The 22,101-nt window shown below is 50.5% G+C and carries 18 protein-coding genes; 16 read left to right on the plus strand and 2 right to left on the minus strand.

The annotated features are described in order from the left end of the window. The 3 genes from araH to otsA all read left to right on the plus strand — a co-directional run bounded on the left by araH (nucleotide 1) and on the right by otsA (nucleotide 3,362). The gene (araH, locus tag OGV57_RS20170) at nucleotides 1–987 is read left to right on the plus strand and encodes an L-arabinose ABC transporter permease AraH (RefSeq protein ID WP_003034609.1); all 987 of its coding nucleotides are present in this window, start codon (nucleotides 1–3) and stop codon (nucleotides 985–987) included. A 175-nt stretch (nucleotides 988–1,162) separates the two neighbouring features. After that, entirely contained in the window at nucleotides 1,163–1,966 is an 804-nt protein-coding gene (gene otsB, locus OGV57_RS20175) for a trehalose-phosphatase (RefSeq protein WP_016150535.1), read from the plus strand. Further along, a complete protein-coding gene (gene otsA, locus OGV57_RS20180) occupies nucleotides 1,941–3,362 on the plus strand; it encodes an alpha,alpha-trehalose-phosphate synthase (protein WP_054528512.1) in 1,422 nt (473 codons plus the stop codon). Before otsB ends, otsA begins: the two co-directional genes overlap by 26 nt. Nucleotides 3,363–3,379: 17 nt before the next feature. Here otsA and uspC read toward each other — a convergent pair whose 3' ends face one another. After that, complete coding sequence (uspC, locus tag OGV57_RS20185) at nucleotides 3,380–3,808, minus strand: universal stress protein UspC (RefSeq protein WP_003034619.1); 429 nt, start codon at nucleotides 3,806–3,808, stop codon at nucleotides 3,380–3,382. Nucleotides 3,809–4,601: 793 nt separating this feature from the next. Between uspC and flhD the strand changes: the two genes are divergently transcribed. The 7 genes from flhD to OGV57_RS20220 all read left to right on the plus strand — a co-directional run bounded on the left by flhD (nucleotide 4,602) and on the right by OGV57_RS20220 (nucleotide 13,942). Next, nucleotides 4,602–4,943, plus strand: a complete 342-nt coding sequence (gene flhD / locus OGV57_RS20190) for a flagellar transcriptional regulator FlhD (RefSeq protein WP_003034622.1) — start codon at nucleotides 4,602–4,604, stop codon at nucleotides 4,941–4,943. Continuing rightward, on the plus strand, nucleotides 4,940–5,524 hold the full coding sequence (flhC, locus tag OGV57_RS20195; protein ID WP_008785071.1) for a flagellar transcriptional regulator FlhC: 585 nt from the start codon (nucleotides 4,940–4,942) through the stop codon (nucleotides 5,522–5,524). Before flhD ends, flhC begins: the two co-directional genes overlap by 4 nt. Before the next feature lie 124 nt (nucleotides 5,525–5,648). After that, nucleotides 5,649–6,536 (plus strand): flagellar motor stator protein MotA, encoded by an 888-nt coding sequence (motA, locus tag OGV57_RS20200; protein WP_003034628.1) that lies wholly within the window; start codon nucleotides 5,649–5,651, stop codon nucleotides 6,534–6,536. Continuing rightward, a complete protein-coding gene (gene motB, locus OGV57_RS20205) occupies nucleotides 6,533–7,462 on the plus strand; it encodes a flagellar motor protein MotB (protein ID WP_003034631.1) in 930 nt (309 codons plus the stop codon). The genes motA and motB overlap by 4 nt, the downstream gene beginning before the upstream one ends. A 4-nt stretch (nucleotides 7,463–7,466) precedes the next feature. Beyond that, nucleotides 7,467–9,503: a chemotaxis protein CheA gene (gene cheA / locus OGV57_RS20210; RefSeq protein WP_003034635.1), complete on the plus strand. Its 2,037-nt coding sequence runs from the start codon at nucleotides 7,467–7,469 to the stop codon at nucleotides 9,501–9,503. Nucleotides 9,504–9,523: 20 nt separating this feature from the next. Next, entirely contained in the window at nucleotides 9,524–10,027 is a 504-nt protein-coding gene (gene cheW / locus OGV57_RS20215; protein WP_003839146.1) for a chemotaxis protein CheW, read from the plus strand. Nucleotides 10,028–10,381: 354 nt separating this feature from the next. Beyond that, nucleotides 10,382–13,942, plus strand: coding sequence for an autotransporter outer membrane beta-barrel domain-containing protein (locus OGV57_RS20220; RefSeq protein ID WP_054528511.1), 3,561 nt, complete (start codon nucleotides 10,382–10,384; stop codon nucleotides 13,940–13,942). Between the two features lie 110 nt (nucleotides 13,943–14,052). Here OGV57_RS20220 and OGV57_RS20225 read toward each other — a convergent pair whose 3' ends face one another. Further along, on the minus strand, nucleotides 14,053–15,324 hold the full coding sequence (locus OGV57_RS20225) for a dicarboxylate/amino acid:cation symporter (protein ID WP_003839151.1): 1,272 nt from the start codon (nucleotides 15,322–15,324) through the stop codon (nucleotides 14,053–14,055). A gap of 406 nt (nucleotides 15,325–15,730) precedes the next feature. Here OGV57_RS20225 and tar point away from each other — a divergent pair, with 406 nt between their 5' ends. Genes tar through cheZ form a run of 6 tightly spaced genes read left to right on the plus strand, consistent with a single transcriptional unit; the run spans nucleotide 15,731 to nucleotide 22,031 of the window. Further along, on the plus strand, nucleotides 15,731–17,386 hold the full coding sequence (tar, locus tag OGV57_RS20230) for a methyl-accepting chemotaxis protein II (RefSeq protein WP_032936849.1): 1,656 nt from the start codon (nucleotides 15,731–15,733) through the stop codon (nucleotides 17,384–17,386). Between the two features lie 43 nt (nucleotides 17,387–17,429). Next, the gene (gene tap, locus OGV57_RS20235; protein WP_054528510.1) at nucleotides 17,430–19,031 is read left to right on the plus strand and encodes a methyl-accepting chemotaxis protein IV; all 1,602 of its coding nucleotides are present in this window, start codon (nucleotides 17,430–17,432) and stop codon (nucleotides 19,029–19,031) included. A gap of 19 nt (nucleotides 19,032–19,050) precedes the next feature. Then, nucleotides 19,051–19,923, plus strand: a complete 873-nt coding sequence (cheR, locus tag OGV57_RS20240; RefSeq protein ID WP_003034649.1) for a protein-glutamate O-methyltransferase CheR — start codon at nucleotides 19,051–19,053, stop codon at nucleotides 19,921–19,923. Beyond that, entirely contained in the window at nucleotides 19,920–20,969 is a 1,050-nt protein-coding gene (locus tag OGV57_RS20245) for a protein-glutamate methylesterase/protein-glutamine glutaminase (RefSeq protein ID WP_003034651.1), read from the plus strand. Before cheR ends, OGV57_RS20245 begins: the two co-directional genes overlap by 4 nt. Nucleotides 20,970–20,986: 17 nt before the next feature. Further along, nucleotides 20,987–21,376 (plus strand): chemotaxis response regulator CheY, encoded by a 390-nt coding sequence (gene cheY, locus OGV57_RS20250; protein WP_003034656.1) that lies wholly within the window; start codon nucleotides 20,987–20,989, stop codon nucleotides 21,374–21,376. Nucleotides 21,377–21,386: 10 nt separating this feature from the next. Beyond that, complete coding sequence (cheZ, locus tag OGV57_RS20255) at nucleotides 21,387–22,031, plus strand: protein phosphatase CheZ (RefSeq protein WP_003034659.1); 645 nt, start codon at nucleotides 21,387–21,389, stop codon at nucleotides 22,029–22,031. Nucleotides 22,032–22,101 lie beyond the last annotated feature (70 nt).

The raw sequence follows: 22,101 nt of genomic DNA on the forward strand, positions 1-22,101 counted from the left end.
ATGTCTTCCGTTTCTACATCGGGTTCTGGCGCAGCGAAGTCGGCGCTAAATCTGGGCCGCATTTGGGATCAATACGGTATGCTGGTGGTGTTCGCCGTGCTGTTCCTCGTTTGTTCCCTGTTTGTGCCAAACTTTGCCACCTTCATCAATATGAAGGGACTGGGGCTGGCAGTATCGATGTCGGGTATGGTCGCGTGTGGGATGCTGTTTTGTCTGGCATCCGGTGATTTCGACCTGTCTGTCGCATCTGTGATTGCTTGTGCTGGTGTTACCACTGCCGTAGTCATTAACATGACTGAAAGTTTGTGGATTGGCGTGGCTGCCGGACTGCTGCTCGGTATTCTGTGTGGCCTGGTGAATGGGTTCGTGATTGCGCGGTTAAAAATTAACGCCCTGATCACTACTCTTGCGACGATGCAGATTGTACGTGGTCTGGCTTATATTATCTCCGACGGTAAGGCAGTCGGGATTGAAGACGAGCGTTTCTTTACACTCGGTTATGCTAACTGGTTTGGTCTGCCTGCGCCTATCTGGATCACTGTCGTTTGTTTCATTGTCTTTGGTTTACTGCTGAACAAAACCACGTTTGGTCGTAATACGCTGGCCATTGGGGGCAATGAAGAGGCGGCGCGCCTGGCAGGGGTTCCGGTTGTTCGTACCAAGATTATTATCTTTATTCTTTCCGGTCTGGTATCCGCCATTGCCGGGATTATCCTCGCATCGCGTATGACCAGCGGCCAACCAATGACCTCAATCGGTTATGAGTTGATCGTGATTTCAGCCTGCGTGTTAGGGGGCGTTTCGCTTAAAGGTGGCATCGGAAAAATCTCATATGTGGTGGCCGGGGTGTTGATCCTGGGTACGGTTGAGAATGCGATGAATCTGCTGAATATCTCTCCGTTCGCGCAGTATGTGGTACGTGGCCTCATCCTGCTGGCGGCGGTGATCTTCGACCGTTACAAGCAAAAAGCGAAGCGTACCGTTTGATGATTTAAACCCTAACTTTTTAGTCTAGCTTCTGCCCATCGCCAGCCGCTACCCGGCTGGCGATTGTTTTTCCAAATGGCGAGCATGGTCACACTGTCTATACTTATATCCGTCATACATCATCTATACGCCGCGATCCGCGTGGCGTTCTGACCATGATGAGGAGGATAACCGGGTGACAGCATCACTGATCTTACCCCCTGAACAATCTGTAAACTGTGCTTACTTTTTTGATCTCGATGGGACACTTGCTGAGATTAAACCCTTTCCCGACCAGGTCGTTGTCCCTAAGGCAATCCTGCAATGTTTACAACAGTTAGCGACGCATAATGCGGATGCGCTGGCATTGATTTCAGGGCGCTCAATGGTTGAGCTTGACGCACTCACTACTCCGTTTCGTTTTCCGCTTGCCGGAGTGCATGGGGCAGAACGCCGTGACATCAATGGTCAAACGCACATAGTACACCTGCCTGAAGGTATCGAGCGTGAAGCTGGGGCTTTATTACACGCAGCGTTAGTGACGTTACCGGGGACAACGCTGGAAACTAAAGGCATGGCTTTCGCGTTGCACTATCGCCAGGCACCCGAACACGAAGCTGCGCTGATTACCCTGGCTGAACGCATCACGCGCAGATGGCCGCAGCTTGCTCTGCAGCACGGAAAATGTGTCGTGGAAATAAAGCCTAAGGGCAGCAATAAAGGCGACGCGATAGCTGCATTTATGCAGGAAGCGCCTTTTGCTGGCCGGATCCCTGTGTTTTTCGGTGATGATCTGACAGATGAAACAGGATTTGCTGTGGTTAACCGCGCTGGCGGTATTTCCGTGAAGGTGGGGATCGGGCCGACGCAGGCGACATGGCGTCTGGATGGCGTCAGGGATGTCTGGCGCTGGTTGGAGCAAATTAACTCTTCGCAGCAAGAATCGAAAGCAACGAATAACAGAAGAGGTGGCTATGAGTCGTTTAGTCGTAGTATCTAATCGTATCGCCTCACCAGATGACAAAGGGAGCGCGGGTGGGCTCGCGGTCGGTGTACTGGGTGCGTTAAAAGCTGCTGGTGGTCTGTGGTTTGGCTGGAGTGGTGATACAGATAATGAGGATAAACCGTTAAAAAAAGTCACGCGTGGCAATATCACCTGGGCCTCGTTTAATTTGAGTGAGCAAGATTACGAAGAGTATTACTGCCAGTTTTCAAATGCGGTTTTATGGCCCGCATTTCACTATCGACTGGATTTAGTTCAGTTTCAGCGCTCTGCCTGGGAAGGCTACCAACGGGTTAATGCCTTACTGGTAGATAAACTTCTGCCGCTGCTTGGCGATGACGACATCATCTGGGTTCATGATTACCATCTGTTGCCGTTTGCCTGCGAGTTACGTAAGCGCGGTGTGAATAACCGCATCGGTTTTTTCCTGCATATTCCTTTTCCGACGCCGGAAATTTTTAATGCGCTCCCTCCACATCTGGCGCTACTTGAGCAAATGTGTGATTTTGATTTGCTTGGTTTCCAGACTGAAAACGATCGCCAGGCTTTTCTGGACTGTCTCGCAGCCCAGACTCGGGTGTCCACGCATAAAGATAAGCAGCATCTGGCATGGGGAAAAGCGTTTCGCACTCAGGTCTATCCCATCGGTATCGAACCTGATGAGATTGCACGACAGGCGTCCGGACCGCTGCCGCCAAAACTGGCGCAGCTAAAAGCGGAGCTTAAAAATGTGCAGAATATTTTCTCCGTGGAGCGTCTGGATTACTCCAAAGGCTTGCCGGAGCGCTTTCAGGCCTACGAGGCCTTACTGGAACATTATCCGCAGCACCACGGTAAAATTCGCTATACGCAGATAGCGCCGACCTCGCGTGAAGAGGTGCAGGCCTATCAGGATATTCGCCACCAACTGGAAACAGAAGCAGGGCGAATCAACGGCAAATATGGGCAACTGGGCTGGACGCCGCTTTACTATCTGAACCAGTATTTTGATCGTAAATTGCTGATGAAGATCTTCCGCTACTCTGACGTAGGATTGGTGACCCCGTTGCGCGATGGTATGAACCTGGTGGCGAAAGAGTTTGTGGCCGCACAGGATCCTGCTAACCCTGGCGTGCTGGTTTTATCGCAATTTGCCGGGGCGGCGAATGAGCTAACCTCTGCGCTTATTGTTAATCCTTATGACCGGGATGAAGTGGCAAGCGCATTAAACCAGGCGCTGACGATGCCACTTACCGAACGCATTTCGCGCCACGCTGAAATGCTTGAGACTATCGTTAAAAACGATATCGACAACTGGCAGGCGACGTTCATTAGTGATCTTAAAGCAGTCACGCCGCGTCGGAGTCAATGCCAACTGCCAGACAATATTTCATCCTGTTCTAAACTCGCATGAAGTCCTGGCGCTGTGTATTAATCTCCGGCTAGCGGAACCAGAAGAACGTCCACCTGGCTGGTATGAATCACGCTTTTCGCGGAACAGGAAGCGCGTGAAAAAAAACTGTGGTTATGGTTGCCGTAAATGACCAGATCAATGGCGTATTTGCGGCATACATCCAGGATATGTTCATTCAGAGCCCCATAGGTAATAAAGGTATGCTCAATGGGGTATTCTGCTTCTTTGCTAAGTTTGTCGATAAAATCCTGAGTTTCTTCCTGCATGACTTCACGCAGGTCTTCCAGCATGGGGGCAGCAAACTGGTTATAAAGTTCGGGGTCTGAGACCAGTGTAATCAGGCTAATTCGGGCGTTGACAGGGCGAGCGATAGAAACCGCCTTGTCTAACAACTGCTGACTTTCAGGGGTGGCGGCAACAGCAACAAGAATGTGCGAATAGCTCATAACTCGCTCCTTTTTTTCAAGAATTATGAGAGGGCTTTTCAGCTTTACTCAGCTTACTCCATACTGCAACGTTTCCTTCCTTCATAGTGTGAATGTCATCATGATTATTCATTAATTATTCTTATAAATAGAATAATCGATTCATATTGGTTGCAGATATGTTCAGGTAACTTAAGTAAAACCCACGGCTAATGAAAACAATGTGTTAATAAAAAATAAACATACATTAACATTTGCAAGGTCGTCACATCGCGGTATTAATTAATCGCTCTAAATATTTAAGTCATTGTTTATAAAGTATTTAATTAAAAAAGTTTTTTGAGTTAAATATGTGATCCAGCTCGCTATTTCATGGCGTGATATTAACGGTCGTGAACATAATGCTATTCGCTTTTATTGCAAGAATATTCGTACATCAGGAATCGAAATGGATAATGGAAGGTTAAGAAATAAACAAAGTAAAAGCCACGCTGATGGATTTATGTTAAGTGTTTGGCTGGTTTATGTGATCTTGATCACATATTCTTTAAATTCGCAGCATAGCTCCGTTGTATGTGTAACTGACGGCGGGTAGAGTTGCGTCGAATTAGGAAAAATCTTAGACATTTGTAAGAATTGATGTGAGCTTGTAAGGGACGCTGCCTTCTTAAAAGGGAATGTTTAGACGACGCGTAAGTGTCGTTACGTTGCTATGTATTTGACCTTTTGCTTTTTTTTACCGGGCCTTCCCGGCGACATCACGGGGTGCGGTTTTACCGCATGAAAACAATGTTGGTTATTATGGATGCAAATAATGCATACATCCGAGTTGCTGAAACACATTTATGACATCAATTTGTCATATTTATTGCTTGCACAGCGTTTGATCGTTCAGGACAAAGCATCTGCGATGTTTCGCCTTGGTATCAGCGAGGAAATGGCGGACACGTTGGCAACATTAACACTTCCTCAAATGGTCAAACTGGCCGAAACAAACCAACTGGTATGTCATTTCCGTTTCGACGATCACCAGACTGTTACTCGCCTGACGCAAGACTCCCGCGTTGACGATCTTCAGCAAATTCATACTGGTATCATGCTTTCAACACGCCTGTTAAGCGACATCGATGATGCAGCACGTAAGAAAAGGGCTTGATGATGAGCGAAAAAAGCATTGTTCAGGAAGCGCGTGATATCCAGTTGGCAATGGAATTAATCACATTGGGCGCCCGTTTGCAAATGCTGGAAAGCGAAACGCAATTAAGCCGTGGTCGATTAATCAAGCTGTACAAAGAATTACGCGGTAGTCCTCCGCCAAAAGGGATGCTCCCGTTTTCCACCGACTGGTTTATGACGTGGGAACAAAATATTCATGCGTCGATGTTTTGCAATGCATGGCAATTCCTGCTCAAAACGGGTCTCTGTAGCGGCGTGGATGCCGTGATTAAGGCGTATCGGTTATATCTTGAGCAGTGTCCGCAGCCTGAAGAAGGGCCATTGCTGGCGTTAACTCGCGCGTGGACGCTGGTGCGATTTGTCGACAGCGGATTGCTGGAGTTGTCCCAATGCAATTGTTGCGGTGGGAATTTTATCACCCATGCACACCAACCCGCAGGCAGCTTTGCCTGTAGTTTATGCCAGCCGCCATCAAGGGCCGTAAAAAGACGTAAACTTTCCCAGAATGCTGCCGATATTATTCCACAACTGCTGGATGAACAGATCGAACAGGCTGTTTAACTGATACGGTGTGGATGAACACTCCAGCAGCGGTAAGCGATTACCGCTGCTTTTTTTTGTCCTGACCTTACGTTAATTGCCCGACTGCGCATCCTGTCATAGTCAATTGCGAAAGGATGATGTCGTGCTTATCTTATTAGGTTACCTGGTTGTTATTGGTACAGTTTTCGGCGGTTACATGATGACCGGCGGACACCTTGGGGCACTCTATCAACCGGCTGAGCTGGTGATTATCGGTGGCGCGGGTATTGGGGCATTCATCGTCGGCAATAATGGGAAAGCCATCAAAGGGACGATGAAAGCGATCCCGTTGCTTTTCCGTCGTTCGAAATACACCAAAGCGATGTATATGGATCTGCTGGCGCTCCTGTATCGTCTGATGGCCAAGTCACGTCAACAGGGCATGTTCTCGCTTGAGCGCGACATCGAAAACCCAAAAGAAAGTGAAATCTTCGCCAGCTATCCGCGCATTCTTGCCGATGCCGTAATGCTTGATTTTATTGTCGATTATCTGCGCCTGATTATCAGCGGCAATATGAATACGTTCGAAATTGAAGCGCTGATGGACGAAGAAATTGAGACTCATGAGAGTGAGGCCGAAGTTCCGGCGAATAGTCTGGCGATGGTCGGCGACTCACTGCCGGCATTCGGGATCGTCGCGGCCGTTATGGGGGTTGTGCATGCACTGGCTTCTGCCGATCGCCCGGCAGCAGAGCTGGGGGCGTTGATTGCGCATGCGATGGTGGGAACATTCCTCGGTATTTTGCTGGCCTATGGATTTATTTCTCCGCTTGCCAGCGTTCTGCGCCAGAAAAGCGCTGAAACAACCAAAATGATGCAGTGCGTGAAGATAACGCTGCTCTCCAATCTGAATGGCTACGCGCCGCCGATTGCCGTTGAATTCGGTCGTAAGACTCTGTACTCCAGCGAACGTCCTTCGTTTATCGAACTGGAAGAACATGTTCGTGCGGTGAGAAATCCAACTGCGCAACAGACGACCGAGGACGCATGAAAAATCAGGCCCATCCCATTATCGTTGTAAAGCGACGCAAACATAAGAATCACGGTGGTGGGGCGCATGGCTCGTGGAAAATCGCCTACGCCGATTTTATGACCGCGATGATGGCCTTCTTTCTGGTGATGTGGCTCATTTCTATTTCCAGCCCTAAAGAATTGATCCAGATTGCCGAATATTTCCGTACACCGCTGGCCACCGCGGTGACCGGGGGAAATCGTATTTCGAATAGCCAAAGCCCGATTCCAGGCGGCGGGGATGATTACACCCAGCAGCAGGGTGAGGTGAACAAGCAGCCGAATATTGATGACCTGAGAAAACGTATGGAACAGAGCCGCTTGAGCAAACTTCGTGGCGATCTCGATCAACTGATTGAATCCGATCCCAAACTGCGAGCGCTGCGTCCGCATTTAAAGATTGATTTAGTTCAGGAAGGGCTGCGGATACAGATTATCGACAGTCAGAATCGCCCAATGTTTAAGACCGGTAGTGCTGAAGTTGAGCCGTACATGCGCGATATCCTGCGCGCGATTGCACCAGTGCTCAACGGGATCCCTAACCGGATCAGCCTTTCCGGTCACACGGATGATTACCCTTACGCGAATGGTGAGAAAGGGTACAGCAACTGGGAATTGTCTGCCGATCGCGCAAATGCATCGCGTCGCGAGCTGGTTAGCGGCGGTCTGGATGATGGAAAAGTATTACGTGTGGTAGGTATGGCCGCCACGATGCGTCTGAGCGATCGCGGTCCTGAAGACGCTATCAACCGCCGTATTAGCCTGCTGGTTCTCAATAAGCAGGCAGAAGAGGCCATTTTGCATGAAAACGCTGAAAGCCAGAATGAGCCGGTAAGTGTCTTACAACGGCCAGCGGAACTCCCGCCGGTAAGCGTTCCCACATCGCCACCAGCCAATCCGAGGTGATAGCGTGAGCATGGATATTAGCGATTTTTATCAGACATTTTTTGATGAAGCTGACGAACTGTTGGCAGATATGGAGCAACACCTTCTTGATTTGGTTCCTGAAGCCCCGGACTCCGAACAGCTGAATGCCATTTTTCGTGCAGCGCACTCAATTAAAGGCGGGGCGGGCACCTTTGGCTTTACCATTTTGCAGGAAACGACCCATCTGATGGAAAACCTGCTGGATGAAGCGCGGCGTGGCGAGATGCAGCTCAATGCCGACATTATCAACCTGTTTTTGGAAACGAAAGATATTATGCAGGAACAGCTCGACGCCTATAAAAGCTCAGTGGAGCCTGATGCCGACAGTTTTGAGTACATTTGCCAGGCGTTACGGCAGTTAGCGCTCGAAGCGAAAGGTGAAACCGCACCGTCAGTTGTCAACTCAGCAAAACTGAGCGTTGTTGATAGCACCGCGATGCAGGAAGAGGCGGTTGCAAAGCCTGAACTCGCCAGTGAAGAGAGCAAAAAACGCATTACTCTCTCGCGTCTGAAAGCCAGCGAAGTGGATTTGCTGGAAGAGGAACTGGGGAATCTGGCGACCTTAACCGATGTGGTAAAAGGAAGCGACACGCTGTCAGCTACGCTTGATGGCAACCTCGCAGAAGATGACATCATTGCAGTACTCTGCTTTGTCATTGAAGCTGACCAAATTGAATTCGAAACCGTCAGCGCAGCGCCCGCGACTGTTGAAACTGAAGAGGTAGCCGTTGTCGCGAAGCCGCAGCCGGTTGCCGTTGCGCCAGCGGTGAAAGCCGCCGCCAGTGAAGCGCCACATGGGCGCGCGGAGCGTGAAAAACCAGCCCGCGCCAGCGAGTCGACCAGCATCCGCGTAGCGGTTGAGAAGGTCGATCAGCTCATTAACCTGGTCGGTGAGTTGGTCATCACCCAGTCGATGCTGGCTCAGCGATCTAACGAACTGGATCCCGTCAATCATGGCGATCTCATCACCAGCATGGGTCAGTTACAACGTAACGCCCGCGATTTGCAAGAGTCGGTGATGTCGATTCGTATGATGCCAATGGAGTATGTGTTCAGTCGTTTCCCTCGTTTGGTGCGCGATCTGGCCGGTAAGCTGGGTAAACAGGTCGAGCTGACGCAGGTAGGTAGCTCAACCGAACTCGATAAGAGCCTGATTGAACGCATCATCGATCCGTTGACGCACCTGGTGCGTAACAGCCTCGACCATGGTATAGAACTGCCGGAAAAACGCCTTGAATCCGGCAAAAGCCCAATCGGCAATCTGACGCTTTCCGCGGAGCACCAGGGTGGGAATATTTGTATTGAAGTGACCGACGATGGCGCTGGCCTGAACCGCGAACGTATCCTGGCCAAAGCTATCTCCCAGGGCATGCCGATCCACGAAAATATGAGCGATGACGAAGTGGGTATGTTGATCTTCGCTCCAGGCTTTTCGACCGCCGAACAGGTGACGGATGTCTCTGGACGCGGCGTGGGTATGGATGTGGTGAAGCGAAATATCCAGGAGATGGGCGGCCATGTTGAGATCCAGTCCAAACAGGGACAGGGGACCACTATTCGCATTCTGCTGCCGCTGACGCTGGCGATCCTCGATGGGATGTCCGTGCGTGTGGCGGATGAGGTCTTCATTCTGCCACTAAATGCCGTTATGGAATCGCTGCAACCGCGCGAAGAAGATCTCCATCCGTTGGCCGGAGGCGAACGCGTTCTGGAAGTGCGTGGCGAATATTTACCGCTGGTTGAGTTGTGGAAGGTCTTTGAGGTTGAAGGCGCTAAAACTGAAGCGACTCAGGGCATTGTGGTTATTTTACAAAGTGCAGGGCGTCGCTATGCGCTGCTGGTCGATCAGTTAATTGGCCAACACCAGGTAGTGGTCAAAAACCTGGAAAGCAACTACCGCAAAGTGCCAGGTATTTCTGCAGCAACGATCCTCGGCGACGGCAGCGTCGCGCTGATTGTCGATGTCTCTGCATTGCAGGGATTAAACCGCGAACAACGTGTGGCGATCACAGCCGCCTGATTGAGTGAGAAGGGAATAATATGACCGGTATGAGTAATGTAACTAAACTGGCCGGCGAACCGTCAGGTCAGGAATTCCTCGTGTTTACGCTGGGGGATGAAGAGTACGGTATCGATATCCTGAAAGTGCAGGAAATCCGTGGTTATGATCAGGTGACGCGAATCGCTAACACGCCTGCGTTTATCAAAGGCGTCACGAACCTGCGTGGTGTGATTGTGCCTATCGTCGACCTGCGCGTGAAATTTAGCCAGAGCGATGTGGATTACAACGAAAACACCGTGGTGATTGTGCTGAACCTGGGTCAGCGGGTGGTTGGGATTGTGGTGGATGGCGTTTCGGATGTGTTGTCGCTGACAACGGATCAAATCCGTCCGGCACCGGAGTTTGCGGTCACGCTGTCGACGGAATATTTGACGGGATTGGGTGCGCTGGGTGACCGGATGCTGATTCTGGTCAACATTGAGAAGCTGCTGAACAGCGAAGAAATGGCGCTGCTGGATATTGCCGCATCGCATATGGCATAAAGGTAGTCAATATTATCATTCTCTGTAATATTTAGCTGGCAGTTATTAAACGCCCTCCACAATATGGAGGGCGTTTTGCTTTTAATTTTGTGTGTAGGGAAGCCAAGTAATAATGGTTGTTTTATTTTAATTTTTGAATGTTTATTGTTATTTCATTTACTTGGTTTATTTGTATTTTTTTTCTTTAATTAAAACTGACGAGTCCTTATAGTATCTATTGTTTGCTGACGCATGTAATATAATCTACAAGTGCAATATATAAATTATTAATTGGTTGAAATAATTTATATTGTTCATGAATATATAATGAATTTGTGCCTCCTGATTTTTCTATTGGCGTAGAGGGAACTAAATATGAATGCTATATATAATATAGTCTGGAGTACGGCGCGTAATATGTTTGTGGTTGCTGGTGAGTTTTCCCGCGGTAATAATGGACTGCGTAATAGCATCAAAATAACAGGCCTGGCAACATTAATAAGTACTGCTGCTGTTAATGCTGCAGAGTTAGGCCCACAAAACGGTGCATCAATTATTTTGAGTGATAATGAAGTCGTTACGGCTAGTGGACAAACAAATACCACGGGTGTTGAGAGCATCACGACAGGCGGTGATGGCTTACAGATTGAAGGAAAAGCAACTATCAACGTATCTGGTGAAACTCTGTCTACCGGGGTTTCACTGGATAATGGCACCAAAAATGATTTAGGCACGAATACCGAAGTTCATGTCGCCGATACGGATGGCACACAAAATTCAAGTAAAAATACTACCGGAATTTTGATCTCAGCTAATAACCCGGGTACAGAGGTAACAGCATCTGGTATTAATATCGACGTTTCGGGTAAAAATAATGTTTATGGATTTAAAAATATAGGAAAAGACAGTAACGTCGATCTTGGTAGTGGAAGTTCTATTACAGCCATAACGGAAACTGATTATAGTATTGGTGGGATAGGTGATGCCCGTGGTGTTTATTTATTAGGCGGGAGTGGTACTTTCACCATGGATAATGGTTTTATCCATGCTACGAGTAAAGACAACACCGCGTGGGGGATTCAAAGCACGGGTAATGCTAAAATTGATTTAGGTAAAAATAGTCAGGTGGTTGTAGAGGGCAATAATATTGTAACCGGTATTGAGATAGGTACTGATGGTGTATTAGATGCCGATCAACTCACTATCACTGCAACAGGACTGGCAACAGATTATGGTTCTGTGACAGGTTTAAAGTTGGGTAAAAATAATCATCTTGATTTGGGAAATAACAGCAGAGTAACTATCAATGGCACCTCCGATCTTGCTGAAGGTATCTCGGTTATGGGTCCTGATGCTACGTTAATCGCCAATAATATGGATATTAATATCAGTACGACTCTGGACTGCCGCACAGGAGGGTGTACCACGCGTGGTATCGCTATTAATGAGGCCGGATCACGCATTGATTTGGGCAGCGGATCGACCATCTCAATCACCGGCTTCTATGATGGGGCTGGAGTAACGATAAACCCCGCGGCAAAAGGTTCTGAATTTATTGCTGATAATCTAACGATTGATGTAACAGGGTCTCAGGTAAATGCAATATCAATGAACACAGGTTTTATGGATTTAGGCCAAAACAGCATCATAAGCGCAGCCGGAGAGGCGACGACTCTCTGGGTGACGGGGGGCGAATTCCACGCGGATGCACTTATCGTCAATACCGCCCAGTCTGTGGGCATCATTGCGCAGGGGGGCGATGTGATGATTGGTGCAGGCAGCGTTGTTGACGGCAGAAGTTCAGCCAGGTTGGGCTCTGTGACCAGCGGTATCGCTGCGGCCTCCGGGAGTACTCTTGATTTTAAAGGGGATGCCGACAATCGAAATGTTATTTACGCGATCGATGGTTACGGCGTGTCATCCCAGTTCTACGGCGCAACGGTTAATATCGCGAATACCGATATTATCATGAGTGGGCAAAATAACCCTTACGGGCTTTGGGCGATAGGAAGTAATAATTTAAACCGTCCGGGAATAATTAATGGTGAAAACCTGACCATTGATGTGACAGCGAGTGGGGAAAATGGTTATGGCGCGGTGGTTCAGCAGGGCGGGGCAATATCGCTGATCGGTAACACCACCATTAAAACCCAGGATGGTGTCGCTATTTTTGTTCCGGTTGTTACCGACAGTGCGGGAAATCTCTTACCCGGCGGGACCGTGACTGGTTCAGGTGTAATGGATATTACGGGCAATATCATTAGCGCGGGTGAAGGCAGCATTTCACTGGATATGGCGTCTGGTTCGCGGTTTGTGGGGGAGACGTTTGTTAACACCGAGCCAACGGTAGACTCTTCGCTGAATCTCTCACTGGCTGAACAGACGCAATGGACAATTACCGGTGATTCTTCTTTAACTCAATTAAATAATGCCGGAGATATTGTATTTGATACTCCTTCACATAACGGACAGTTCAAGACGCTGACGATTAATGGAAATTATCATGGTGATAACAGTAATCTTTATCTGAACACGCAGTTAGGGGATGACAATTCACCGACGGATAAAGTGATTATCACAGGTGATACTTCCGGTAGCACGACGCTCTATGTCAATAATATCGGGGGAGAAGGGGCGTTAACAACGAAAGGTATTGAAGTGATTGATGTCGGCGGTCAGTCTGATGGCGTTTTTACTCAGGGTAATCAGGTGCAGACAGGTTTGTATGAATACCGATTGTATGAAGATGGCGGTGACTGGTATTTGCGTTCGCAGGCTGTCCCGCCGATAGACCCGGATGATGGCGACGATGTTACACCGGTAGACCCGGATGATGGCGATGATGTTACGCCGGTAGACCCGGATGATGGCGATGATGTTACGCCGGTAGACCCGGATGATGGCGATGATGTTACGCCGGTATACCCGGACGATGGCGGTGATGTCACGCCGGTATACCCGGACGATGGTGGTGATATTAAACCGGTAGAACCGCAATATCGGGCTGATATTGGCGCTTATCTGGGCAACCAGTGGATGGCGCGTAATCTGCAAATGCAGACCCTTTATGATCGCGAAGGGAGTCAATTACGTACCGGTGACGGCGGTATGTGGCTGCGCTTTAAAGCGGGTGAAGCGTCGTCAACAGCTGCAGACGGTCATGTGGATATTGACAACACTTATTCGCAACTGCAAATCGGTGGTGATGTGCTTAGCTGGGATAATGGCGAGCAGAGCCTGAAGGCGGGGCTGATGGTGAGTTATATTCACGCCGACACGGACAGTACGGGTAACCGTGGTGCAGATGGGAGCCGGTTCTCTGCCAGTGGTAACGTAGCCGGTTATAATCTTGGCGCTTATGCCACCTGGTTTGCGGATGCGAAAAATCACAGCGGCCTGTACGTGGACAGTTGGTACCAGTACGGGCTCTACGATAACAGCGTCGAAAACGGCGATGTCGGGTCAACAGATTATGATTCGGCGGCGAGCGCGGTCTCTCTGGAAACGGGCTATCGGTACGACATCATACTTGCCAACTATAATGTCGTCAGCCTGACGCCGCAGGCTCAGGCGACATGGCAGCAATTTAAAGCGGACGCTGTCGCACAGAATGGAACGCGTATTGATGGACAAAACGGGGACAGCTGGACCACGCGCCTCGGACTGCGGGTAGATGGCAAGCTGCACAAGAATACGACGTCGGTGATCCAGCCGTTTGCAGAGGTGAACTGGTTACACACCAGTGATGATGTTGGCGTAGCATTTGATGGTGCTGAGGTGAAGCAGGATCTTCCGGCAGATCGCGCCGAGGTGAAAGTGGGTATCCAGGCGAATTTGAATAGCCAGTGGAGTATCACTGGACAAGTGGCGGGTCAAAAAGGACGTAATGACTATGGCGATCTCAACGGTAGTTTGCTCGTACGTTACAGCTGGTAATTGATGTAAATTATCATCCAGGTGTTGTTGAAATACCCCAGTCTATGGCTGGGGTAATCTTTGTTGATTTGCTGCTCTTGTTTACTTAGCTTGCTCTTGTCTTAAAAAAGCTAAGCCTTAATTTGTTCTGTGATGTTTTCTGAAGACTCGCTTTCTTCCAGTAAACCTTCATCCTGCGCCAGCATCGCCGTTGCAATCCCGTTACCTAATACGTTGATTGCTGAACGTCCCATATCCAGGAAGTGATCAATTCCCATCAGTAGCAGAATTCCGGCAACCGGAATATTGAAGCTCGGGATGGTTGCCGCCAGCACCACCAGTGCTGAACGTGGCACACCGGCAATCCCTTTGGACGCCAGCATCAGCGTCAGCATCAGGACGGTGATTTCTGCGAAAGAGAGGTGAATATTATAGGCCTGCGCGATAAACATGGAGGCAAATGAACAATAGACCATGGAACCGACCAGGTTGAACGAATAACCGATAGGCAGCACGAATGACACGATGTTGGGTGAGCAGCCAAATTTAGTTAATTGCTCCAGCGTTTTCGGATAAGCGGCCTCAGAGCTGCTGGTGGTGAATGCGACCAGAACCGGGTCTTTCAGCATGCTCACCAGGCGAAATACCTCTTTTTTCAGCATGACATAACCCACCGCCAACAGAACCAGGCAGGTCAGCAAAATCGCCACATAGTAGCCGCCGATAAACGATGCATAGTTAAGCAGGATCCCCAGACCCTGGGTAGAGATTACGGAAGAGATTGCGGCAAAAATTGCCAGCGGCGCAACGTACATCACGTAGCCGGTCACCTTCAGCATAATGTGGGAAACCACATCCAGCGCGGCAACCAGCGGCGCGTTGAATTTCTCACCGAGCGATGCTCCACCAATACCGAAGAACATTGAGAACACCACGATTTGCAGGATCTCATTGTTAGCCATGGCCTCGGCTATGCTGGTTGGAATGGTATGTGTCAGAAAACCTTTCAGGCTCATGCCGCCTACGGCCAGACCGGTGTCAGTGGCTTCCAGCGGGATCGCAAGGTTTAACCCGCTCCCGGGTTGCTCAAGGGAAACCACAAACAGACCGACCAGAATAGACAATACAGAAGAGCTGATAAACCAGATCATCGCTTTGCCGCCCACGCGACCGATGGTGGATGTTTCCCCCAGGCGCATAATACCAACGGTCAGGGTGCTGAATACTAAAGGCGCAATCACCATCTTAATCAGACGTAAAAAAATGTCGGTGAGAAGCGTAATATTATCGGCCCAGGCGGTCACAACGCCGGGGGAGGCATAAGAGTGGATCACCGCACCCGACAGGATCCCCGCCAGCATGAAGATCACGATAAACAACGTGAGTTTGTTTGCATTTGCCACTAAAAAGCCCTCAGTAAGGATTTAACATTTATTGATCGGTTACTCATTTTTTATACTTATTAAGTGGTAACGAAGTATTCATCATATAAATTGGATTAAAGCGTAAACGGATACAACTTTTTTTAATTTTTTATCCATTTTGTTGTGGTATTTACGATGCGTATGTGTGATCTCAATCACACAAAAAAGTGTATTTCAGCCAATCTGGCCGTGCTCACCGATGAGTATGAATGTTATTTGCATGATAATTATGGTGTTTTTATGTGAATAATTTGTAGTTGCTGCACACCAGTTTTACCTTCCCCTCGCCAGGCTTCACATCCCTTCAGGATTTCCTTTTTGCAAACGTAAAGTTATCTCAGCCACTGCCGATAACGTTGATAACTCGTTTTCAGGAAGGTGCCTTATGTTTAACCGTATCCGCGTTGTCACAATGCTGATGATGGTGCTGGGGGTTTTCGCACTGCTACAGCTTGTTTCCGGTGGTCTGTTGTTTTCTTCATTGCAGCAGAATCAGCAAAGTTTTGTTATTTCTAACGATCTTCGACAGCAGCAAAGTGAACTCACCTCAACATGGGATCTGATGCTGCAAACACGAATCAATTTAAGCCGTTCTTCTGCGCGCATGATGATGGATGCGTCTAACCAGCAAAGCAGCGCCAAAAACGATCTGCTGAAGAATGCGAAAGCATCGCTGGCGCAGGCTGAAACGCATTACGCAAAATTTAAAAACATCACACCGTTGCCGGAAATGGCAGAAGCCAGCGGCAACATTGAGGAAAAATATCAGCAGTACCATGCGGCCTTGGCAGAACTGGTTCAGTTTCTGGAAAGCGGCAATATGGACGCCTACTTTGCGCAGCCTACGCAGGGAATGCAAAACGCGCTCGGCGAGGCGCTGGGCAAGTACGCCAGCGTTAGCGAAAAGCTTTACGTTCAGGCATTTGATCAAAGCGCGCGGGATTACCATTTCGCCCAATGGCAGCTTGGCGTGCTGGCCGTGGTGCTGGTGCTGATTCTGGTGGTGGTCTGGTACGGCATCCGTCATACCCTGCTTAATCCTCTGTCCCGTGTTATTGCCCATATTCGGGAAATCGCCAGCGGTAACCTGACCGCAACTCTCGCCGTTAGTGGTCGTAACGAAATCGGCGAGCTGGCCAGTACGGTTGATCATATGCAGCGCTCGCTGACGGAAACCGTCACTCTGGTGCGTGAAGGCTCTGATGCGATTTATTCTGGTACCAGCGAAATTGCCAGCGGAAACACGGATCTCTCATCTCGTACGGAACAGCAGGCGTCAGCGCTGGAGGAAACCGCAGCCAGCATGGAACAGCTGACCGCAACCGTGAAGCAAAACGCGGACAACGCGCGTCAGGCCTCGCAACTGGCGAAAAGCGCCTCGGATACCGCGCAGCATGGCGGCAAAGTGGTCGATAGCGTGGTGAACACCATGCACGAAATTGCCGATAGCTCGAAGAAAATTGCCGACATTATTAGCGTCATCGATGGCATTGCCTTTCAGACCAACATTCTCGCACTGAACGCGGCGGTTGAAGCTGCACGCGCCGGTGAGCAAGGCCGCGGCTTTGCCGTGGTGGCGGGCGAAGTGCGTAATCTGGCAAGCCGCAGTGCGCAGGCGGCGAAAGAGATTAAAGCATTGATTGAAGATTCCGTTTCCCGGGTTGATACCGGTTCTGTACTGGTAGAAAGCGCTGGGGAAACGATGAACGACATCGTCAATGCCGTGACGCGGGTGACCGATATCATGGGTGAGATTGCCTCGGCCTCCGACGAGCAAAGCCGGGGGATTGATCAGGTTGCGCTCGCGGTCTCTGAAATGGATCGCGTTACGCAGCAGAACGCCTCTTTGGTACAGGAGTCGGCTGCCGCAGCGGCCGCTCTTGAAGAACAGGCCAGTCGCCTGACGCAGTCGGTATCGACTTTCCGTCTTGCATCACGTCCGGCCTCGACAAAACCACGCGATACACGATTACCTGCAGCGCCGAGCGCCTCCTATCCGCGCCAGAGCATTGAACAAGATACGAATTGGGAAACATTTTGACTGACAGTTAAACCGCGGCCAGTGCCGCCTGATGGGAGCGTTGATGTTTAATCGTATTCGAATTTCGACCACGCTGTTTTTGATTTTAATCCTCTGCGGTGTTTTGCAGATTGGCAGTAATGGCTTGTCCTTCTGGGCATTTCGGGACGGTTTTCAGAACCTGAATCAGGTCGAACGGAGTAATCAGCAACGCGCTGCGCTGGCCCAAACCCGCGCTGTGTTATTACAGGCCAGTACGGCCCTTAATAAGGCAGGGACGCTGACCGCCCTGAGCTATCCGCCAGAGGACATCAAAACCCTGATGACCCTTGCGCGCGACAGCCTGGCGCAGTCTGAATTGATGTTTAAACGCTTTATGGCGACGTCGGATTCGACGGAACAAGGCAAGGCGCTGTTTAGCGCGACGGAGAAAAGTTTCAACCAGTGGCACAGCGATCTCGCGCATCAGGCCACCTGGCTTGAAAACAATCAGCTGTCAGATTTTCTGACCGCGCCGGTGCAGGCGGCTCAAGATGCTTTTGATGCGAATGTGAATGCGTGGCAGAGCAACATCGACCGCGTGTTGCAAACGGCAGGAGAGCAGAGTCAGCGCAATTACCATATGTCGGGGGTGATTTTCGCCACCATGGTGGTCCTGGCAGCACTGCTCACCAGCGGTGCGCTGTTCTGGTCACGCAAGATGATTGTTCAGCCGCTGGCGATTATTGGCAGCCATTTCGACAGTATTGCCGCTGGGAATCTGGCACGGCCAGTAGCGGTTTATGGGCGCAATGAGATCTCGGCCATTTTTGCCAGCCTGCAGAAGATGCAAAAGGCATTACGCGAAACAGTAAATGACGTTCGTCAGGGCAGCTCAGCCATGCATAGCGGTATTTCAGAAATCGCGATGGGCAATAACGATTTATCTTCGCGAACCGAACAGCAGGCGGCCGCGCTGGCGCAAACGGCAGCCAGCATGGAACAACTTACCGCCACTGTCGGCCAGAACGCTGATAACGCACGCCAGGCGTCAGGGATCGCCAAAAGTGCGGCAGACACAGCGCATAAAGGTGGCGAGCAGACGTCCCGGGTTGCCAGCACCATGCATGAGATTTCTGCCAGTTCGCAGAAAATCGGCGACATCATCGGCGTGATTGACAGCATTGCCTTCCAGACCAATATCCTGGCGTTGAATGCCGCGGTCGAGGCCGCCAGGGCAGGGGAACAAGGGCGTGGTTTTGCCGTCGTCGCTGGTGAAGTGCGTAATCTGGCAAGCCGTAGCGCGCAGGCGGCGAAAGAAATTAAGGGGCTCATTGAGGAGTCAGTCACCCGGGTGCATCAGGGCTCGCAACTGGTGGATATGGCGTCGCGCACGATGACGGAAATTGTCAGTTCGGTGACCAGGGTTAACGACATAATGGGCGAGATTGCCTCGGCATCCGATGAACAGCGCAGAGGCATTGAGCAGGTGGCGCAGGCCGTCAGCCAGATGGACTCAGTGACGCAGCAAAACGCCGGGCTGGTGGAAGAAGCCGCATCCGCCACCGGACAACTCGCCACACAGGCCGATAATCTTTCCGCCTGTGTCGCATTTTTCAAGCTTGAAGAGCAAACCGTAGCAAAACAAGAGTTGGCGCAGCCGCAGGTTGCGCCCGTTGTATTCTGAATGTGATTGAGAAGGCGCTATGACATCATCTCTGCCCACCGGGCAAACGTCATTATTGTTACAGATGACACAGCGCCTCGCGCTGTCTGACGCGCATTTTCGTCGGATATGTCAATTAATCTACCAGCGTGCGGGGATCGTACTGGCCGACCATAAGCGGGACATGGTTTATAACCGCCTGGTCCGCCGTTTGCGTACCCTGGGGCTGGATGACTTTGGTCGCTATCTCAGCATGCTGGAAGCTAACCAGAACAGTGCTGAGTGGCAAGCTTTTATTAACTCCCTGACTACCAACCTGACCGCATTTTTTCGCGAAGGGCATCATTTTCCGGTGCTGTCAGATCATGCTCGTCGGCGCAGCGGTGAGTACCGCGTCTGGAGCGCGGCGGCATCAACCGGAGAAGAGCCCTACAGCATTGCGATTACGCTTGCCGATACCTTAGGTATGGCACCGGGCCGCTGGCGCGTTTTTGCCAGCGACATTGATACCGAAGTGCTGGAAAAGGCCAGAAACGGCATTTACCGCCTCGATGAGCTAAAGACGCTGTCACCCCAGCAGTTGCAGCGTTATTTCATGCGCGGTACCGGTCCGCATGAAGGGCTGGTACGCGTTCGGCAGGAACTGGCAGGTCATGTTGAATTTTCCAGCGTCAATTTACTGGATAAGCAGTACAACGTGCCAGGCCCTTTTGATGCCATATTTTGCCGTAACGTGATGATCTATTTCGATAAAACGACGCAGCAGGACATTTTGCACCGTTTTGTTCCACTTCTTAAACCTGACGGACTGCTGTTTGCAGGTCATTCAGAAAACTTTAGCAACCTTGTGCGCGAGTTTAGCCTGCGTGGACAGACCGTGTATGCGCATGCGCCAGGTAAGGATAAAGCATGAGTAAAATCAGGGTGTTGTCGGTAGATGATTCTGCATTGATGCGTCAAATCATGACCGAAATTATTAACAGCCACAGTGATATGGAAATGGTGGCGACGGCGCCGGATCCGTTGGTCGCCCGGGATTTAATCAAAAAATACAATCCCGACGTCCTGACGCTGGACGTGGAAATGCCGCGCATGGACGGCCTCGATTTCCTTGAGAAGTTGATGCGCCTGCGTCCGATGCCGGTGGTTATGGTTTCTTCACTGACCGGTAAAGGTTCTGAGGTCACGCTGCGGGCCCTGGAACTGGGGGCGATTGACTTTGTCACCAAGCCTCAGTTGGGGATCCGCGAAGGCATGCTGGCGTATAGCGAGATGATTGCGGAGAAAATCCGCACCGCATCGCGGGCAAAACTGGCCGCCCACAAACCCTTGGCGGCACCGACGACCTTGAAAACGGGGCCATTACTCAGTTCAGAAAAACTGCTGGTCATCGGCGCCTCAACCGGAGGAACAGAGGCAATTCGCCATGTACTCCAGCCATTGCCGCTTTCAAGTCCCGGTATTCTTATTACCCAGCATATGCCGCCAGGATTTACCCGTTCGTTCGCCGAACGTCTGAACAAACTGTGTCAGATTACCGTGAAAGAGGCAGAGGACGGAGAGCGCGTTCTCCCTGGGCATGCGTATATCGCGCCTGGCGACAAGCATATGGAGCTGGCGCGCAGCGGCGCGAACTATCAAATCAAAATTCATGACGGTCCGCCGGTTAACCGGCACCGGCCCTCAGTGGATGTGCTGTTTCATTCGGTGGCGAAACATGCGGGGCGTAATGCCGTTGGGGTGATCCTGACCGGTATGGGCAACGATGGTGCAGCCGGAATGTTAGCGATGAACCAGGCGGGTGCCTGGACCATTGCGCAAAACGAAGCAAGTTGTGTGGTGTTCGGCATGCCGCGCGAGGCCATCAATATGGGTGGCGTAAGCGAAGTGGTCGATCTTAGCCAGGTGAGCCAGCAAATGCTGGTGAAAATTAGTGCCGGACAGGCAATACGTATTTGAATCAGGAGTTTATTTTTATGGCGGATAAAGAGCTTAAGTTTTTGGTTGTGGATGACTTTTCCACCATGCGTCGCATCGTGCGTAACCTGCTTAAAGAGCTGGGATTCAACAATGTTGAAGAGGCTGAAGATGGCGTGGATGCGCTGAATAAGCTGCAGGCAGGGGGATTCGGTTTTGTTATTTCTGACTGGAACATGCCGAACATGGATGGACTGGAACTGCTGAAAACCATCCGTGCAGATGGTGGGATGGCTTCTCTGCCGGTGCTGATGGTCACGGCAGAAGCGAAAAAAGAGAACATCATTGCGGCGGCACAGGCAGGCGCCAGTGGCTATGTCGTGAAACCGTTCACGGCGGCGACGCTGGAAGAAAAACTGAATAAAATCTTTGAGAAACTGGGCATGTGAGGGTGTGATGATGATGCAACCACAAATTAAACCTGCTGACGAACACTCTGCAGGGGACATCATCGCGCGCATCGGCAGTTTGACCCGAATGCTGCGCGACAGCCTGCGTGAACTGGGGCTGGATCAGGCTATTGCCGAAGCGGCAGAAGCAATTCCCGATGCCCGCGATCGTCTCGATTACGTTGTACAGATGACCGCTCAGGCGGCAGAGCGCGCGCTGAACAGCGTCGAAGCTTCGCAGCCGCACCAGGACGCGATGGAAAAAGGGGCCAAAGACCTGACCAAACGCTGGGATGAATGGTTCGAAAATCCGATCGAACTGTCAGACGCTCGTGAACTGGTCACCGATACCCGTCAGTTCCTTGGTGATGTGCCCGGACATACCAGCTTTACCAATGCCCAGTTGCTGGACATCATGATGGCGCAGGATTTCCAGGATCTCACCGGACAGGTCATCAAGCGCATGATGGATGTTATCCAGGAAATTGAACGTCAGCTGTTGATGGTTCTGTTGGAAAACATACCGGAACAGGGCGCTCGTCCTAAACGTGAAAACGAAAGCTTGCTGAACGGCCCGCAGGTTGACGCCTCGAAAGCTGGCGTAGTGGCAAGCCAGGATCAGGTTGACGACCTGCTGGATAGCCTCGGGTTCTGATGAGTATTTGCCGGATGTGAGGCGTGGGCCTCTCATCCGGCTTACGCGCAATTCTGCTTAAAGCCATAAA

This window comes from Citrobacter sp. Cf087 (assembly GCF_030334285.1).
Lineage (GTDB): Bacteria > Pseudomonadota > Gammaproteobacteria > Enterobacterales > Enterobacteriaceae > Citrobacter > Citrobacter freundii.

Excerpts from the sequence above, each read along its gene's own strand:
- tar (WP_032936849.1), top strand. The coding sequence starts at position 15,731 with ATGTTTAACCGTATCCGCGTTGTCACAATGCTGATGATGGTGCTGGGG.
- araH (WP_003034609.1), top strand. The coding sequence starts at position 1 with ATGTCTTCCGTTTCTACATCGGGTTCTGGCGCAGCGAAGTCGGCGCTA.
- OGV57_RS20245 (WP_003034651.1), top strand. The coding sequence starts at position 19,920 with ATGAGTAAAATCAGGGTGTTGTCGGTAGATGATTCTGCATTGATGCGT.
- uspC (WP_003034619.1), bottom strand. The coding sequence starts at position 3,808 with ATGAGCTATTCGCACATTCTTGTTGCTGTTGCCGCCACCCCTGAAAGT.
- flhD (WP_003034622.1), top strand. The coding sequence starts at position 4,602 with ATGCATACATCCGAGTTGCTGAAACACATTTATGACATCAATTTGTCA.
- tap (WP_054528510.1), top strand. The coding sequence starts at position 17,430 with ATGTTTAATCGTATTCGAATTTCGACCACGCTGTTTTTGATTTTAATC.
- cheZ (WP_003034659.1), top strand. The coding sequence starts at position 21,387 with ATGATGCAACCACAAATTAAACCTGCTGACGAACACTCTGCAGGGGAC.
- cheY (WP_003034656.1), top strand. The coding sequence starts at position 20,987 with ATGGCGGATAAAGAGCTTAAGTTTTTGGTTGTGGATGACTTTTCCACC.
- motB (WP_003034631.1), top strand. The coding sequence starts at position 6,533 with ATGAAAAATCAGGCCCATCCCATTATCGTTGTAAAGCGACGCAAACAT.
- otsA (WP_054528512.1), top strand. The coding sequence starts at position 1,941 with ATGAGTCGTTTAGTCGTAGTATCTAATCGTATCGCCTCACCAGATGAC.
- cheR (WP_003034649.1), top strand. The coding sequence starts at position 19,051 with ATGACATCATCTCTGCCCACCGGGCAAACGTCATTATTGTTACAGATG.
- OGV57_RS20220 (WP_054528511.1), top strand. The coding sequence starts at position 10,382 with ATGAATGCTATATATAATATAGTCTGGAGTACGGCGCGTAATATGTTT.
- cheW (WP_003839146.1), top strand. The coding sequence starts at position 9,524 with ATGACCGGTATGAGTAATGTAACTAAACTGGCCGGCGAACCGTCAGGT.